Here is a 15362-nt window from a genome sequence, read left to right on the forward strand (position 1 = left end):
TGATTCTCCTCAGAAGCCTGTCGGGGTGCGGGTGTGCCAGTCAGTGTTGAGCTGATACTGGTGGGCGACGTTCAACAGGCGGCCTTCCTGGAAATACGGGGCGAGCAGTTGCACGCCGACCGGCAAGCCATCGACAAAACCGGCTGGCATCGACAGGCCTGGCAGGCCCGCGAGGTTGGCGGTGATGGTGTAGACGTCTTCCAGGTAGGCAGCGACCGGGTCGCTGTTCTTGGCGCCGAGCTTCCAGGCCGGGTTCGGCGTGGTTGGGCCGAGGATGATGTCGACCTCATTGAAGGCAGCCATGAAGTCGTTCTTGACCAGGCGGCGGATCTTTTGCGCCTTGAGGTAGTAGGCGTCGTAGTAACCGGCCGACAGGGCATAGGCACCGACCATGATCCGGCGCTGCACTTCCGGACCGAAACCTTCACCGCGCGAACGCTTGTACAGGTCGGTCAGGTCTTTCGGGTCTTCACAACGATAGCCAAAGCGCACGCCGTCGAACCGCGACAGGTTGGAAGAGGCTTCGGCAGGCGCGATCACGTAGTACGCAGGGATCGCGTGCTGCATGTTCGGCAGGCTGATTTCCTTGACCACGGCCCCGAGCTTTTCCAGCTCCTTGACGCTGTTATGGATCAGCTCGGCGATACGCGGGTCCAGGCCGGCGCTGAAGTATTCCTTCGGCACGCCGATGCGCAGGCCTTGCAGCGAGCCATTGAGGCTGGCGCTGTAGTCCGGCACGGGCTCGTCGATGCTGGTGGAGTCCTTCGGGTCGAAACCGGCCATGCCTTGCAACAAGATGGCACAGTCTTCGGCGGTGCGTGCCAGCGGGCCGCCCTGGTCGAGGCTGGAGGCGTAGGCAATCATGCCCCAGCGCGAAACGCGACCGTACGTCGGTTTCAAACCGGTGAGGTTGGTGAACGCCGCCGGTTGGCGAATGGAGCCACCGGTGTCGGTGGCGGTGGCGGCGGGCAACAGGCGCGCGGCCACGGCCGCGGCCGAACCACCGGACGAACCACCAGGTACGTGTTCCAGGTTCCACGGGTTCTTCACGGCGCCGTAGTAGCTCGATTCGTTGGCCGACCCCATGGCGAATTCGTCCATGTTGGTCTTGCCCAGGGTCACGGCGCCGGCCTCGGCCAGCTTGGCGACCACGGTGGCGTCATACGGCGCCTTGAAATTGTCGAGCATCTTCGAGCCGCAGCTGGTGCGAATGCCCTGGGTGCAGAACAGGTCCTTGTGGGCGATCGGCGCGCCGAGCAGGGCGCCGCTCTCACCCTTGGCACGGCGTGCGTCAGCGGCTTTCGCCTGCTGGAGCGCCAGGTCTTCGGTGAGGCTGATGAAACTGTTGAGCTGTGGGTCGAGCTGGGCGATACGCGCCAGCAGCACCTTGGTCAGCTCTTCGGAGGAAAACTTCTTGTCGGCGAGTCCGCGGGCGATCTCGGCCAGAGTCAATTGATGCATTGCAGGCTCTTTCCCTTTAGTCGATGACTTTCGGAACCAGATACAGGCCGTTTTCGACCGCTGGTGCGATGGACTGATAGGCCTCGCGGTGATTGGACTCGGTCACAACGTCTGCGCGCAGGCGCTGGTTGGCTTCCAGTGGGTGGGCCAGGGGTTCGATACCGTCGGTATTGACCGCCTGCATTTCGTCGACCAGCCCGAGAATGCTGTTCAGGGCCGAAGTGATGTGTGGAAGATCGGCATCATTGAGGCCCAGGGAGGCCAGATGAGCGATTTTTTCCACGTCGGAGCGTTCAAGCGCCATGGGATTCTCCAGTGGAAAACAAAACGGACGTCGTCCGTGTGTTAGATTGTCGGAACACTACCGCATTTCTACGGTCATAAGGCCGCGATTGTGGGGGTTGGTGCACAGAAAAGCGTCCAATTTAACATATTGGCGCCTTGCCCAAAATCCCTGTCGTTGTTAGAGTTTGCCGCACTTTTTTACCCACGCGTTGCCTAGGGTCCCTTTCCCATGTTCAAGAAACTGCGTGGCATGTTTTCCAGCGATCTTTCCATTGACCTGGGCACTGCCAACACCCTTATTTACGTGCGCGAGCGCGGTATCGTCCTGAATGAACCATCGGTTGTGGCCATTCGGACGCACGGTAACCAGAAAAGTGTCGTTGCTGTCGGCACCGAGGCCAAGCGCATGCTCGGTCGTACGCCGGGCAACATTGCTGCCATTCGTCCGATGAAGGACGGTGTCATCGCCGACTTCAGCGTTTGCGAAAAGATGCTGCAGTATTTTATCAACAAAGTTCACGAAAACAGCTTTCTGCAGCCTAGTCCTCGTGTGTTGATCTGCGTTCCCTGCAAATCCACCCAGGTCGAGCGTCGTGCGATCCGTGAGTCGGCCCTGGGGGCCGGTGCCCGCGAAGTGTTCCTGATCGAAGAGCCAATGGCGGCTGCCATCGGTGCCGGCCTGCCGGTTGAAGAGGCGCGCGGCTCGATGGTTGTGGATATCGGTGGCGGTACCACTGAAATCGCGCTGATCTCCCTCAATGGCGTGGTTTACGCCGAATCCGTACGGGTTGGCGGCGACCGCTTCGACGAAGCGATCATCACCTATGTGCGTCGCAACTATGGCAGCCTGATCGGCGAGTCCACGGCCGAGCGCATCAAGCAGGAAATCGGTACGGCCTACCCGGGCGGTGAAGTTCGCGAAGTGGATGTTCGCGGCCGTAACCTGGCCGAGGGCGTTCCACGTGCCTTTACCCTGAACTCCAATGAAGTGCTGGAAGCTCTGCAAGAGTCGCTGGCAACCATCGTTCAGGCGGTAAAAAGCGCGCTGGAGCAATCGCCGCCGGAACTGGCGTCGGACATCGCCGAGCGTGGCCTGGTCCTGACCGGTGGTGGCGCCTTGCTGCGTGACCTCGACAAGTTGCTGGCCCAGGAAACCGGCCTGCCGGTCATTGTTGCCGAAGATCCGTTGACCTGTGTGGCTCGCGGCGGTGGCCGTGCATTGGAAATGATGGATAAGCACACCATGGACCTGCTCTCCAGCGAATAAGTCGTTGGGTGGCAACTATGCTGTTCGCGCACAGGCAGCACTTTGCAGTGCTGCCTGCCTGCGTTTATCTTCTGTCAGTCTGCATCCAGGCCGGTTTGATGCCGTATGAATAAACAGAACATTTGCCTGGGAGGAGCGGCTTATTAAACCGCTTTTCACCAAGGGCCCCTCATTGGGCGTGCGCTTTCTGGTGCTGGCCGCGCTATCGGTCGCGCTGATGGTGGTCGATGCCCGCTTTGAAGTGCTCAAGCCGGCGCGCAGCCAGATGTCGCGGGTCTTGATGGACGCTTATTGGGTGACCGACCTGCCTGAACGGTTGTGGCAGGGTGTGAGCAGCCAGTTTGGCAGCCGCACCGAGCTTGTCGCCGAAAACGAAAAACTCAAGACTGAAAACCTGCTGCTGCAGGGGCGCATGCAAAAGCTGGCGGCCCTCACCGAGCAGAACGTTCGGCTGCGCGAGTTGCTCAATTCGTCCGCGTTGGTGAACGAAAAGGTCGAAGTGGCCGAGCTGATTGGCGTCGACCCCAACCCCTTCACGCACCGCATCATCATCAACAAGGGTGAGCGCGACGGCGTAGTGCTCGGCCAGCCGGTGCTCGATGCCCGTGGCCTGATGGGCCAGGTGGTCGAGTTGATGCCGTACACCTCGCGGGTGTTGCTGCTGACGGACTCCACCCACAGCATTCCGGTGCAAGTGAACCGCAATGGCCTGCGGGCGATTGCCAGCGGCACGGGTAACCCGGAGCGCCTGGAGTTGCGTCATGTCGCGGATACGGCGGACATCAAGGAAGGCGATCTGTTGGTCAGCTCCGGCCTCGGTCAGCGTTTTCCGGCCGGCTACCCGGTGGCCACCGTCAAGGAAGTGATCCATGACTCGGGCCAGCCGTTCGCGATCGTCCGTGCGGTCCCGACCGCCGCGCTCAATCGCAGTCGCTACATGTTGCTGGTGTTCAGTGACAGCCGCACCCCGGAAGAGCGCGCGAATGCAGCCGCTCAAGCCCAGGATGCACAGGACCAGCCCGCCGGCAGTGCCGTGACAGTGCCAGCAACCGCGACCAATCCTGCGGCCGGTACCGTGCCTGCACCCGCTCCTGCGGCAGCGCCGGCGGCCACTGTGCCAGTCGCGGTGCCCGCGGTTGCGCCCAAGCCTGTGACCCCGGCCAAGCCTGCTACGCATCCAACGCCGGCCAAGCCTCCCGCAGCACCTGCGCCTGTCGTCAAGCCGCCGGCCACCAAGCCGCCCGTCACGACGCCTGAAGCTATCACCCGGGGAAGAGAATAATGGCCAGTACCCGTTCCCGTAATGGCTGGATCATCTGGCTGACGTTCGCGATCGGCTTGCTGCTCAGCGTCGTACCCTTTCCCCATGTCGAAATCCTGCGTCCGATGTTCCTGGCACTGCCCTTGGCGTACTGGGCACTGGAACTGCCGCAGAAAGTCGGGATGGCCAGTGCCTTTTGCCTGGGGCTTGCACAAGACGTGCTGTTCGGCACCTTGCTGGGGCACAACGCGCTGATCCTGACCCTGATCACCTTCCTGATCCTGTCGTTGCAACAGCGCTTGCGGATGTTCCCCATGTGGCAGCAAAGCCTGGTGATCATGGTGGTACTGGGGCTCGCCCAGTTGTTGCAACTGTGGCTCAGTGCCCTGACCGGCAATCGTCAAACGCTGGCGGTGCTCCTGCCTGCGCTGATCAGCGCGTTGCTCTGGCCCTGGGTCAGCTTTGGATTGCGTGGGTTGAGTCGCCGCTACAAAATCAATTAATCATTCGGTCAGGCATTAGCCCGCACCTCGACAGGGAGATGTCTTGATGAATCCGCTTTACCTCGCCTCAGGTTCGCCACGCCGGCGTGAGCTGCTCACGCAGATCGGCGTGCCGTTCACCGCCATCAGCGCGGACATCGATGAAACCCCTCTGACAGATGAATCCCCAGCGGCCTATGTCGAACGCTTGGCGCGCGGCAAGGCACTGGCCGGGTTCCAGTCGCTGGCCGCTGCCGAGCACGGCACCGCTGCGTGCGTCCTGGGTGCCGACACAGCTGTCGTGCTGGATGGGCAGATTCTCGGCAAGCCGCAGGACGAAGCAGGCGCGCGGGCCATGTTGATGAGCCTTGCAGGGCGTGAACACGAAGTCCTGACGGCGATTGCCGTGCTTGATACCCGGCGTTGCGAGTCACGAGTAGTGCGCAGCCTGGTGCGTTTTCGCGCCATCGGCAGTGACGAAGCTGGGGCCTATTGGGCCAGCGGCGAGCCGCAGGACAAGGCTGGTGGCTACGGTATTCAGGGGCTTGGCGCCGTGTTTGTGGCCGGGCTCGATGGCAGTTACTCCGCCGTGGTTGGCCTGCCTCTGTGCGAAACCGCAGAATTGCTTGGCCATTTCGGCATACCCTGTTGGCAAAACCTTATCGCGCGCTCTGCGCCGTACTGACCTGATGCGGCCATAATCGTGAACATGCCTGAACGAGACCTTGCCATGAGTGAAGAGATTCTGATCAACATCACGCCGATGGAATCGCGTGTGGCGGTGGTCGAAAACGGTGTTCTGCAAGAAGTGCATGTCGAGCGCACACAAAAGCGCGGGATCGTCGGCAATATTTACAAAGGCAAGGTCGTGCGGGTGTTGCCGGGCATGCAGGCGGCGTTCGTCGATATCGGCCTGGACCGCGCCGCGTTCATCCACGCTTCGGAAATCTCCCTGCGCGAAGGCCCTGCGGTCGAAAGCATCAGTGCCCTGGTCCACGAAGGCCAGAGCCTGGTGGTGCAGGTCACCAAGGATCCGATCGGCTCCAAGGGCGCTCGTTTGACTACCCAGTTGTCGATTCCTTCACGGTACCTGGTGTACATGCCGCGCACCGCGCACGTCGGTATTTCGCTGAAGATCGAAGACGAAGCCGAGCGTGAGCGCCTCAAGCAGGTGGTCACCGATTGCGTTGCCAAAGAAGGCATCAAGGAAGCCGGCGGGTTCATCCTGCGCACTGCGGCCGAAGGGGCGGGCGCCGATGAGATCCTGATGGACATCCGCTACCTGCGCCGTCTCTGGGACCAGATCGGGACACAGATCAAGACGGTGGGTGCTCCCAGCGTGATCTACGAAGACCTCGGCCTGGCCCTGCGCACCTTGCGCGATCTGGTCAGCCCGAAGATCGAGAAGATTCGCATCGACTCCCGGGAAACCTTTCAGAGAACCACGCAGTTTGTCGCCGAACTGATGCCGGAAATCGCCGATCGCCTGGAACACTATCCGGGCGAGCGACCGATTTTCGACCTGTATGGCGTCGAAGACGAGATTCAAAAGGCGCTGGAGCGCAAGGTTCCACTCAAGTCCGGCGGTTACCTGGTGGTCGATCCAGCCGAGGCCATGAGTACCATTGACGTCAACACCGGTGCGTTCGTCGGGCACCGGAACCTCGAAGAGACTATCTTCAAGACTAATCTGGAAGCGGCGACGGCCATCGCCCGGCAACTGCGCCTGCGCAACCTGGGCGGGATCATCATCATCGATTTCATCGACATGGAAGATGAAGAACACCAGCGCCAGGTACTGCGCACTCTGGAGAAACAACTGGAGCGTGATCACGCCAAGACCAACATCATAGGGATTACCGAGCTGGGCCTGGTGCAGATGACCCGCAAGCGCACGCGCGAAAGCCTGGAACAGGTGTTGTGCGAGCCCTGCAACAGTTGCCAGGGGCGGGGCAAGCTCAAGACCCCGGAAACCGTGTGCTATGAGATCTTCCGAGAGATCCTGCGCGAGGCGCGCGCCTATCAGGCCGAAGGCTACCGTGTACTGGCCAACCAGAAAGTGGTGGACCGGCTCCTGGATGAAGAGTCGGGTAACGTGGCCGAACTTGAAAGCTTCATTGGTCGAACCATTCGTTTTCAAGTGGAAACCATGTACTCCCAGGAACAATACGACGTGGTGTTGCTCTGAGTCGGGGTGTATCACTAATGACGGCTGGCCTGCGCTCGCCGCACGCGTTCGCTATGGGAGCCCACTGACATGGAGCGTCTGATCCGCATTCTAGGCGCGCTGACTCGCTGGGGGTTGGGGCTCAGTGCGTTGCTGCTGGTGCTGGTCGCGCTCTACGTCAACCTCGGTCGCGAGCTGGTTCCGCTGGTCGCCGAGTATCGCGCCGAGGTCGAGAGCAAAGCCCGTGACGCGCTGGGCCTGCCGTTGCGCATTGGCAGCCTCGAGGGCGGCTGGAGTGGCATGGGGCCGGTCCTGATGGCCCATGACGTGGTGGTCGGCGAGGGTGCCAACGCCCTGTATCTGGATCAGGTCCGGGTCGTGCCGGATGTCTGGACCAGCCTGTTGTCGCGCGTGGTACGGATCGAACACCTGGAACTCAATGGCCTGAAGCTCAGCCTCAAGGAAGGCGCGGACGATCAATGGGCGCTGGAAGGCCTTCCGGTGCAGCAGAACCAGCCCCTGGACCCCGAGCGACTGCTCAACCAGATGCAAATGGTGTCCCGACTGTCGGTGCTCGACAGCCAGGTCACCTTGCAACCGCTCGACCACAAGCCGCTGACCCTGACGTATGTTGGCCTGACGCTTAAAACCGGTGTCAGCCGCCAGCGTCTCGACGCACGGTTGACCTTGCCCGATGGCCAGCCACTGGCCATGAGCCTGCGCAGCCGGATTCGCGCCAGTGAGTGGAAAGATGCGCAAATCGATGCCTACCTGAGCCTGCCGCAAAGCGATTGGTCGAAGTGGTTGCCTGAGCGGGTGACCCAGCAATGGAATTTTTCCGAAATCAAGGCCGGCGGCGAGTTCTGGGTGAACTGGGGCCAAGGGGTGCTGCAAAGCGCAGCGGTGCGTCTCAATGCCCCGCAAATCAAAGGCGCATACGCCGAGCGCAAGCCGATCCAGATCAACAACCTGGCGCTCAATGGGTATTACCAGCGCAGTGCCGAGGGGGCGCAGATCACCCTGGACTCTCTGGCCATGAGCCTGGCTGAGACCCGCTGGGAAACCCGCCTGCAGGTGCAACAGACGAGGCCGGCGGAACAGATTCGGGAGCTCTGGCACCTGGAGGCTGATCGCCTTGACCTGACGCCGCTCACCCCGCTGCTCAATGCCCTGGGCCCATTGCCCGAGGGTGTTGCAACGGCGGTCGAAAGGCTCAAATTCACCGGCTCCTTGCGTAATGTGCTGATCGACGTGCGGCCCGAGGCGACCGATGACAGCAAGTTCAGCTTCGCGGCCAACCTGGAGCGCGTTGGTTTTGATGCCTACTACGGGGCTCCGGCGGCCCGCAACGTTTCCGGGAGTATCAGTGGCGACCTCGGTCAGGGCGAGCTACGCATGGACAGCAAGGATTTTTCCCTGCACCTGGACCCGATCTTCACTAAGCCATGGCAGTACATTCAGGCCAATGCGCGGCTGACCTGGAAACTCGACAAGCAAGGCTTCACCCTGATCGCTCCGTACCTGAAGGTGCTGGGCGAGGAGGGCAAGATTGCTGGCGACTTCCTGATCCGGCTGTATTTCGATCCCGCCCGGGAAGACTATATGGACTTGCGGGTCGGACTGCTGGAGGGGGACGGGCGCTATACCGGCAAGTACCTGCCGAAGGTCTTGAGCCCGGCACTGGACGAGTGGTTGCGCACGGCGATTCTCAAGGGCGCGGTGGACGAAGGATTCTTCCAGTACCAAGGGTCGTTGAGCCATGACGCTACCGATACGGCGCGCAGCATCAGCCTGTTCTTCAAGGTCCACGATGCCGAGCTGGCCTTTCAGCCAGGTTGGCCGCACCTGAGCAAGATCAGTGGCGATGTGTTCGTCGAGGACAGCGGCGTGCGGATTCTGGCCAGCCAGGGCCAGTTGCTCGATACCCAGGTGCGGGATGTCACCGTCAATATTCCCCATGTACCCGCCGGGCAGAACTCCCACATGTTCATCGATGGCGCCTTCGCCGGTGGGCTGGGCGATGGCCTGAAGATTCTTCAGGAGGCGCCGATCGGCACGGGATCGACTTTTGCCGGCTGGCAGGGCGAGGGCGATCTGCAGGGCAAGTTGAAGCTCGATATCCCTCTGGACAAGGGTGAAGAGCCGAAGATTCAGGTGGACTTCAAGACCGCCAAGGCGCGCCTCAAACTCAGCGAACCCGAGCTTGAGCTGTCTCAGCTCAAAGGCGATTTCCGTTTTGACAGTGCCAAGGGGCTGAGTGGGCAGGGGATTACCGCGCGCGCCTTCGATCGGCCGGTCAGTGCGCGGATAGTTGCCGAAGGGAGCCCGGGCAAGCTCAATACCCGGGTCACTGCCGACGGGAAGGTCACGGTGAAGAAGCTCACCGAGTGGCTGAAAGTCACTCAGCCGTTGCCAGTCTCGGGAGATATTCCGTACCAGTTGCAACTGAGCCTTGACGGTCCCGACAGCCAGTTGATGGTCAGCTCCAACCTCAAGGGCGTGGCGGTCGACTTGCCAGCGCCGTTCGGCATGTCCGCCGAACAAGGTCGCGACACGGTGTTCCGCATGACCCTGCAAGGGTCTGAACGACGTTACTGGTTCGACTACGGCGACCTGGCAGACTTCACCTTCGCCGCGCCAAGCGCCAACTTCGCCGACGGTCGCGGTGAGTTGTTCCTGGGCAGCGGCAACGCAGTGTTGCCAGGAAACAAGGGCTTGCGCATTCGTGGTGTGCTTTCGGAGCTGGATGTCGAACCGTGGAAAGTCTTGGTCGATCGCTATGCCGGGAAAGACCCGAGCGGCAGTGCCAAGCAATTGCTCAGTGGCGCCGACTTCAGGGTGGGCAAGCTCACCGGTTTTGGCACCACCCTCGATCAGGCTCGCCTGCAACTCGATCGCAAGCCGGCTGCCTGGGCCCTGCAACTCGATAGCCAGCAGGTCAAAGGCACGGTCGGACTTCCCGACGCCAAGGCCGCGCCCATTGCGGTCAACCTGCAATACGTACGCCTGCCGGCGGCCGATCCTGCGGTGCAGGCTGACGAGAATGCACCTGACCCGCTGGCGTCCGTCGACCCGACCAAGGTCCCGGCACTGGATATCGCCATTGCCCAGCTGTTTCAAGGCCAGGACCTGGTCGGTGCCTGGTCGCTGAAAGTGCGGCCGATTGCCAAGGGGCTGGCCTTCAATAGCCTGAGCCTGGGGCTCAAAGGCATGCAGCTGCAAGGGGCGGGCGGCTGGGAAGGTGTGCCGGGCGCCACCAGCAGCTGGTTCAAAGGCCGTATCGAGGGCAAGAACCTGGCGGATGTGCTCAAGGGCTGGGGCTTTGCGCCTACCGTGACCAGCGAAAAATTTCACCTGGATGTCGACGGTCGCTGGCCCGGATCGCCGGCCTGGGTTGGCGTCAAACGGTACTCCGGCAGCCTTGATGCATCGCTGCGCAAAGGGCGGTTTGCGCAAGTCGAGGGCGGCGCCCAGGCATTGCGCGTGTTTGGCCTGCTCAACTTCAACTCGATTGGCCGACGCTTGCAGCTGGACTTCTCCGACCTGTTCGACAAGGGTTTGAGTTACGACCGGGTCAAAGGGTTGCTGGTGGCCAGCAATGGCGTCTATGTCACCCGTGAGCCGATCACCTTGACCGGCCCGTCGAGCAACCTGGAGCTCAACGGTACCCTGGACATGATGAATGACCGGATCGATGCCAAGTTGCTGCTGACCTTGCCGCTGACCAACAACCTGCCGATTGCCGCCCTGCTCGTCGGTGCCCCGGCCGTCGGCGGCGCCTTGTTCCTGATCGACAAGTTGATCGGTGATCGCGTGGCGCGTTTCGCCAGTGTCAAATACACCGTCAAGGGTCCATGGAAAGAGCCGAAAATCACTTTTGAAAAACCTTTTTGAGACGCCGTTCTCAAGGTCGATGGAGTAGCATGAGCGCATACCCGAAACGGAGTGCGTCATGTCTCTTGCGGTGATTCAAATGGTCAGCCAGAGCGACGTGCTGGTCAATCTGGCCCAGGCTCGGCGCTTGCTGGCACAGGCGGCCGCGGGCGGCGCACGGCTGGCGGTGTTGCCGGAAAACTTTGCGGCCATGGGCCGTAGTGACGTCGCGGATATCGGCCGCGCCGAGGCCGAGGGCACAGGCCCGATTCTTCCCTGGTTGAAACAGACGGCTCGCGACCTCAAGTTATGGATAGTGGCCGGCACCCTGCCGCTACCGCCGGTCGATCAACCCCGGGCCAAATCCAATGCCTGCTCGTTGCTGGTCGATGAACACGGCGAGACTGTGGCGCGTTATGACAAGCTGCATTTGTTTGATGTCGATGTCGCGGACAATCGCGGGCGTTACCGTGAGTCCGATGACTATGCTCATGGCAATCAGGTCGTGGTGGCCGACACACCGGTGGGCCGGGTTGGCCTGACAGTGTGTTATGACTTGCGCTTCCCCGAGCTCTACAGCGAGTTGCGCGAAGCGGGGGCCGAACTGATTACCGCGCCCTCGGCGTTTACGGCCGTGACCGGTGCCGCCCATTGGGAAGTACTGATCCGCGCGCGGGCCATCGAGACCCAGTGTTATGTGTTGGCAGCCGCCCAGGGCGGTGTACACCCGGGGCCACGCGAGACCTTTGGCCATGCGGCCATTGTCGACCCCTGGGGCCGCGTGCTGGCGCAGCAGGACCAAGGCGAGGCCGTGCTGCTGGCCGACCGCGACAGCAATGAACAGGCGTCCATCAGGGCGCGGATGCCGGTGTCCCGTCACCGGCGCTTTTTCTCGCAGGGCGCCCAGCGACCTGCCTCAGAACGTTGAATTAAGGCGTAAAACCATGAGCGAGTTGTTGTCCTCAGTCAGTGAACATCTGCTAGCGCCGGGCGGCGTGACGATCGAGAACCTGCAAAGCGTGCTGGGAGATCTGGCCGGGCCGGGGATCGATGCCGCCGACCTGTACTTCCAGGGGCAGATTTCCGAGTCGTGGGCGCTGGAAGACGGCATCGTCAAGGAAGGCAGCTTCAACCTGGACCAAGGTGTGGGCGTGCGGGCGCAATCGGGTGAAAAAACCGGTTTTGCCTACAGCAATGCCATCACCCTTGAAGCCCTGGGGCTGGCGGCGCGTGCGGCCCGTTCGATCTCCCGTGCCGGGCAAAACGGTACGGTGCAGGCATTTACCACCCAGGATGTCGCCCAGCTGTATGCGCCCGATAATCCGCTGGAAGTGATGACACGTGCCGAAAAAGTCGACCTGCTCAAGCGTATCGACGTGGCGACTCGCGCCCTGGATCCGCGTATCCAGCAAGTGACCGTGAGCATGGCCGGGGTCTGGGAGCGCATTCTGGTGGCCTCCACCGACGGCGGCCTGGCGGCGGATGTGCGCCCCTTGGTGCGTTTCAACGTCAGCGTGATTGTCGAGCAGAACGGTCGCCGCGAACGCGGCGGTCATGGCGGTGGCGGGCGTACCGACTACCGCTATTTCCTCGCGGAAGATCGTGCCATGGGCTATGCCCGCGAGGCGTTGCGCCAGGCACTGGTGAATCTGGAAGCGATTCCGGCGCCGGCGGGCACCTTGCCGGTGGTATTGGGTTCGGGTTGGTCCGGGGTCTTGCTGCACGAGGCGGTGGGTCACGGCCTGGAAGGCGATTTCAACCGCAAGGGCAGTTCCGCCTATAGCGGGCGCATGGGCGAGATGGTCGCCTCGAAACTCTGCACCATTGTCGATGACGGCACGCTGGCCGGTCGCCGTGGCTCGCTGAGCATCGATGACGAGGGTACCCCGACCGAGTGCACCACGCTGATCGAAAACGGCGTGCTCAAGGGCTACATGCAGGACAAACTCAACGCCCGCCTGATGGGCGTGGCGCGTACCGGCAACGGTCGTCGCGAGTCTTACGCACACCTGCCGATGCCGCGCATGACCAACACCTACATGCTGGGTGGCGAAAGCGACCCGGCGGAAATCATCGCGTCGGTGAAGAAGGGGATCTACTGCGCCAACCTGGGCGGCGGTCAGGTCGACATCACCAGTGGCAAGTTCGTGTTCTCCACCAGCGAAGCGTACTTGATCGAGGACGGCAAGATTACCGCGCCGGTCAAAGGTGCCACCCTGATCGGTAACGGGCCGGAAGCCATGAGTCGAGTGTCGATGGTCGGTAACGACCTGTCGCTGGACAGCGGTGTGGGGACGTGCGGCAAGGATGGTCAGTCGGTGCCGGTGGGTGTCGGTCAGCCAACCTTGAAAATCGACGCGATCACCGTGGGTGGCACGGGCGCGTAAGGGATGGAGCTTCGGGTGGATTGCCAGGCAACCCACCCGGGACGAGGTTTAACGCAGACCGCGTTGTGTCTCGTCCAGCTCACGGATGTACTTGAAGATTTTTCGGCTGGAGGCAGGAGGCTTGCTTTGCGCAACCTCATGCTGGGCCTGACGGATCAGGGAGCGCAATTGCTGGCGGTCCGCGTCCGGGTAGTCGACGACGAACTTTTCCAGAACGGCATCGTCGCCGGCGATCAGGCGATCGCGCCAGCGCTCCAGGTTATGGAAGCGTTCGTTGTACTGGCGAGTGGAGGCATCGAGTTGATCGAGCAAGACCAGAATGGCGTCAGTGTCCTGATCGCGCATCAGTTTGCCGATGAACTGCAGGTGCCGTTTACGCGCGATGTTCGCGGTGTGCTTGGGCGCATCAGCCAGGGCCCGGCGCAGAGCGTCGGTCAGGGGCAGTTTTGCCAGCAAGTCAGGCTTGAGTGTTGTAAGGCGCTCGCCGAGGTCAACCAGAGCATGCAGCTCGCGTTTGACCTGGGTTTTGCTTTTTTCTCCCCCATCGAGGGAGTCGTCGTAAGAATCAACCATGGTGGCAGTCCGCAAAGAAACGCCGCCATGATAACCAGTCGGGGGCCGCTTGTCCGGCCCGGTCGCTCGATGGCCTTAACCGAAAGCAGAATTTGAGTGGAGAACAGCATGAGTGCAGTTGAAAGCGTCGGCCCACAAGCGTTACCGGCACTGCAAGAGCAAGTCGAGCAGATCATCGCCGAAGCCAGGCGCCAGGGCGCCAGTGCCTGCGAAGTAGCTGTGTCTCTGGAGCAGGGCCTGTCGACTTCAGTGCGTCAGCGCGAAGTCGAAACGGTCGAGTTCAACCGTGACCAGGGGTTTGGCATCACCTTGTATGCCGGTCAGCGCAAAGGTTCGGCCAGCACCTCGGCCAGTGGCCCCGAGGCGATTCGCGAAACCGTCGCCGCGGCGCTGGCCATCGCCAAGCACACTTCCGAAGACGAACACTCGGGCCTGGCCGATGCCGCCCTGATGGCCAGGGACTTGCCGGACTTTGATCTGTTCCACGAATGGGACATTACCCCTGAGCAGGCGATCGAGAAGGCGCTGGCCTGCGAAGCGGCAGCGTTTGCCACCGACAGCCGGATCAAGAACGCCGATGGCACCACCCTGAGTACCCATCAGGGCTGCCGTGTCTACGGCAACAGCCACGGCTTTATCGGTGGTTACGCCTCGACGCGCCACAGCCTGAGTTGCGTGATGATCGCCGAAGCTGACGGCCAGATGCAGCGTGATTACTGGTACGACGTCAATCGCCTGGGCCATTTGCTGGCCGATCCGGTGAGCATCGGCCAGCGCGCGGCGCAACGGGCGGCCAGCCGTCTCGGTGCGCGCCCGGTACCGACCTGCGAAGTGCCGGTGCTGTTTTCCGCAGAGCTGGCGGGTGGTTTGTTCGGCAGTTTCCTGGGGGCGATTTCCGGTGGCAATCTGTACCGCAAGTCATCGTTCCTTGAAGGCGCCTTGGGGCAGAAGCTGTTCCCGGAGTGGCTGACCATTGATGAGCGGCCACACCTGATGCGTGCCATGGGCAGCTCGGCGTTCGACGGTGATGGCCTGGCGACCTATGCCAAGCCGTTCGTCGAGAACGGTGAGTTGGTGTCCTATGTGCTGGGCACCTATTCCGGGCGCAAACTCGGCATGCCGAGCACGGCCAACTCCGGTGGCGTGCACAACCTGTTCGTCACCCATGGCGACGAAGACCAGGCGGCCCTGCTGCGACGCATGGGACGCGGCTTGCTGGTGACCGAACTGATGGGTCAGGGCCTGAACATGGTGACTGGCGATTACTCGCGCGGTGCAGCGGGCTTCTGGGTGGAAAATGGTGAGATCCAGTTCGCCGTCCAGGAAGTGACCATCGCCGGCAACATGCGCGACATGTTCAAGCAAATCCTGGCGGTGGGTAATGACCTGGAACTGCGCAGCAACATTCGCACCGGTTCGGTGTTGATCGAGCGGATGACAGTGGCAGGCAGTTAACTCCTTACCGTTACACACAAGGGCGCGTTACCCATTGGGTAATGCGCCTTTTTTATGGGCGCTAGGCGGGTCCGCTGTGGGAGATTCTATGTTTGAGGGGAAGCTCCAATAACTGAGTTTGGGTGGTATTCGCTCTGGTTTTTCATCAGGG

Annotated in this window: 12 protein-coding genes; 9 read left to right on the forward strand and 3 right to left on the reverse strand. The window is 61.7% G+C overall.

Annotated elements, in window-relative coordinates:
* Positions 1 to 9: 9 nt before the first annotated feature.
* Together gatA and gatC are read right to left on the reverse strand one after the other, a co-directional pair.
* A complete protein-coding gene (gene gatA / locus AC3WQN_RS22515; RefSeq protein ID WP_095145011.1) occupies positions 10 to 1461 on the reverse strand; it encodes an Asp-tRNA(Asn)/Glu-tRNA(Gln) amidotransferase subunit GatA in 1452 nt (483 codons plus the stop codon).
* A 16-nt stretch (positions 1462 to 1477) separates the two neighbouring features.
* On the reverse strand, positions 1478 to 1765 hold the full coding sequence (gene gatC / locus AC3WQN_RS22520) for an Asp-tRNA(Asn)/Glu-tRNA(Gln) amidotransferase subunit GatC (RefSeq protein ID WP_095077896.1): 288 nt from the start codon (positions 1763 to 1765) through the stop codon (positions 1478 to 1480).
* 210 nt (positions 1766 to 1975) lie between these two features.
* Between gatC and mreB the strand changes: the two genes are divergently transcribed.
* The 8 genes from mreB to tldD all read left to right on the forward strand — a co-directional run bounded on the left by mreB (position 1976) and on the right by tldD (position 13183).
* Entirely contained in the window at positions 1976 to 3013 is a 1038-nt protein-coding gene (mreB, locus tag AC3WQN_RS22525) for a rod shape-determining protein MreB (RefSeq protein ID WP_002555108.1), read from the forward strand.
* A 142-nt stretch (positions 3014 to 3155) separates the two neighbouring features.
* Complete coding sequence (gene mreC / locus AC3WQN_RS22530; RefSeq protein WP_103401790.1) at positions 3156 to 4295, forward strand: rod shape-determining protein MreC; 1140 nt, start codon at positions 3156 to 3158, stop codon at positions 4293 to 4295.
* Positions 4295 to 4777: a rod shape-determining protein MreD gene (gene mreD / locus AC3WQN_RS22535; RefSeq protein ID WP_095077894.1), complete on the forward strand. Its 483-nt coding sequence runs from the start codon at positions 4295 to 4297 to the stop codon at positions 4775 to 4777. Before mreC ends, mreD begins: the two co-directional genes overlap by 1 nt.
* A gap of 46 nt (positions 4778 to 4823) precedes the next feature.
* Entirely contained in the window at positions 4824 to 5441 is a 618-nt protein-coding gene (locus AC3WQN_RS22540) for a Maf family protein (RefSeq protein WP_103401789.1), read from the forward strand.
* 45 nt (positions 5442 to 5486) lie between these two features.
* A complete protein-coding gene (gene rng, locus AC3WQN_RS22545; RefSeq protein WP_103401788.1) occupies positions 5487 to 6944 on the forward strand; it encodes a ribonuclease G in 1458 nt (485 codons plus the stop codon).
* A 69-nt stretch (positions 6945 to 7013) separates the two neighbouring features.
* The gene (locus AC3WQN_RS22550; RefSeq protein ID WP_103401787.1) at positions 7014 to 10817 is read left to right on the forward strand and encodes a YhdP family protein; all 3804 of its coding nucleotides are present in this window, start codon (positions 7014 to 7016) and stop codon (positions 10815 to 10817) included.
* Between the two features lie 58 nt (positions 10818 to 10875).
* A complete protein-coding gene (locus AC3WQN_RS22555) occupies positions 10876 to 11724 on the forward strand; it encodes a carbon-nitrogen hydrolase family protein (protein ID WP_103401786.1) in 849 nt (282 codons plus the stop codon).
* Positions 11725 to 11740: 16 nt separating this feature from the next.
* Positions 11741 to 13183 carry a metalloprotease TldD gene (gene tldD, locus AC3WQN_RS22560; RefSeq protein ID WP_103401785.1) on the forward strand — a complete coding sequence of 481 codons (1443 nt, stop codon included), beginning with the start codon at positions 11741 to 11743 and terminating at the stop codon, positions 13181 to 13183.
* Between the two features lie 48 nt (positions 13184 to 13231).
* Here the strand turns inward: tldD and yjgA are convergent, their stop codons facing one another.
* Positions 13232 to 13756 (reverse strand): ribosome biogenesis factor YjgA, encoded by a 525-nt coding sequence (gene yjgA / locus AC3WQN_RS22565; RefSeq protein ID WP_095145004.1) that lies wholly within the window; start codon positions 13754 to 13756, stop codon positions 13232 to 13234.
* 108 nt (positions 13757 to 13864) lie between these two features.
* Between yjgA and pmbA the strand changes: the two genes are divergently transcribed.
* A complete protein-coding gene (gene pmbA, locus AC3WQN_RS22570) occupies positions 13865 to 15211 on the forward strand; it encodes a metalloprotease PmbA (protein ID WP_095145003.1) in 1347 nt (448 codons plus the stop codon).
* Positions 15212 to 15362: the final 151 nt, after the last annotated feature.

This window comes from Pseudomonas sp. FW300-N1A1, assembly GCF_058789115.1.

What these genes read in the sequence shown, in the direction of transcription:
- tldD (WP_103401785.1), top strand. Translation starts at nt 11,741, where the DNA reads ATGAGCGAGTTGTTGTCCTCAGTCAGTGAACATCTGCTAGCGCCGGGC.
- mreB (WP_002555108.1), top strand. Translation starts at nt 1,976, where the DNA reads ATGTTCAAGAAACTGCGTGGCATGTTTTCCAGCGATCTTTCCATTGAC.
- AC3WQN_RS22555 (WP_103401786.1), top strand. Translation starts at nt 10,876, where the DNA reads ATGTCTCTTGCGGTGATTCAAATGGTCAGCCAGAGCGACGTGCTGGTC.
- AC3WQN_RS22540 (WP_103401789.1), top strand. Translation starts at nt 4,824, where the DNA reads ATGAATCCGCTTTACCTCGCCTCAGGTTCGCCACGCCGGCGTGAGCTG.
- AC3WQN_RS22550 (WP_103401787.1), top strand. Translation starts at nt 7,014, where the DNA reads ATGGAGCGTCTGATCCGCATTCTAGGCGCGCTGACTCGCTGGGGGTTG.
- gatC (WP_095077896.1), bottom strand. Translation starts at nt 1,765, where the DNA reads ATGGCGCTTGAACGCTCCGACGTGGAAAAAATCGCTCATCTGGCCTCC.
- pmbA (WP_095145003.1), top strand. Translation starts at nt 13,865, where the DNA reads ATGAGTGCAGTTGAAAGCGTCGGCCCACAAGCGTTACCGGCACTGCAA.
- gatA (WP_095145011.1), bottom strand. Translation starts at nt 1,461, where the DNA reads ATGCATCAATTGACTCTGGCCGAGATCGCCCGCGGACTCGCCGACAAG.
- rng (WP_103401788.1), top strand. Translation starts at nt 5,487, where the DNA reads ATGAGTGAAGAGATTCTGATCAACATCACGCCGATGGAATCGCGTGTG.
- yjgA (WP_095145004.1), bottom strand. Translation starts at nt 13,756, where the DNA reads ATGGTTGATTCTTACGACGACTCCCTCGATGGGGGAGAAAAAAGCAAA.
- mreD (WP_095077894.1), top strand. Translation starts at nt 4,295, where the DNA reads ATGGCCAGTACCCGTTCCCGTAATGGCTGGATCATCTGGCTGACGTTC.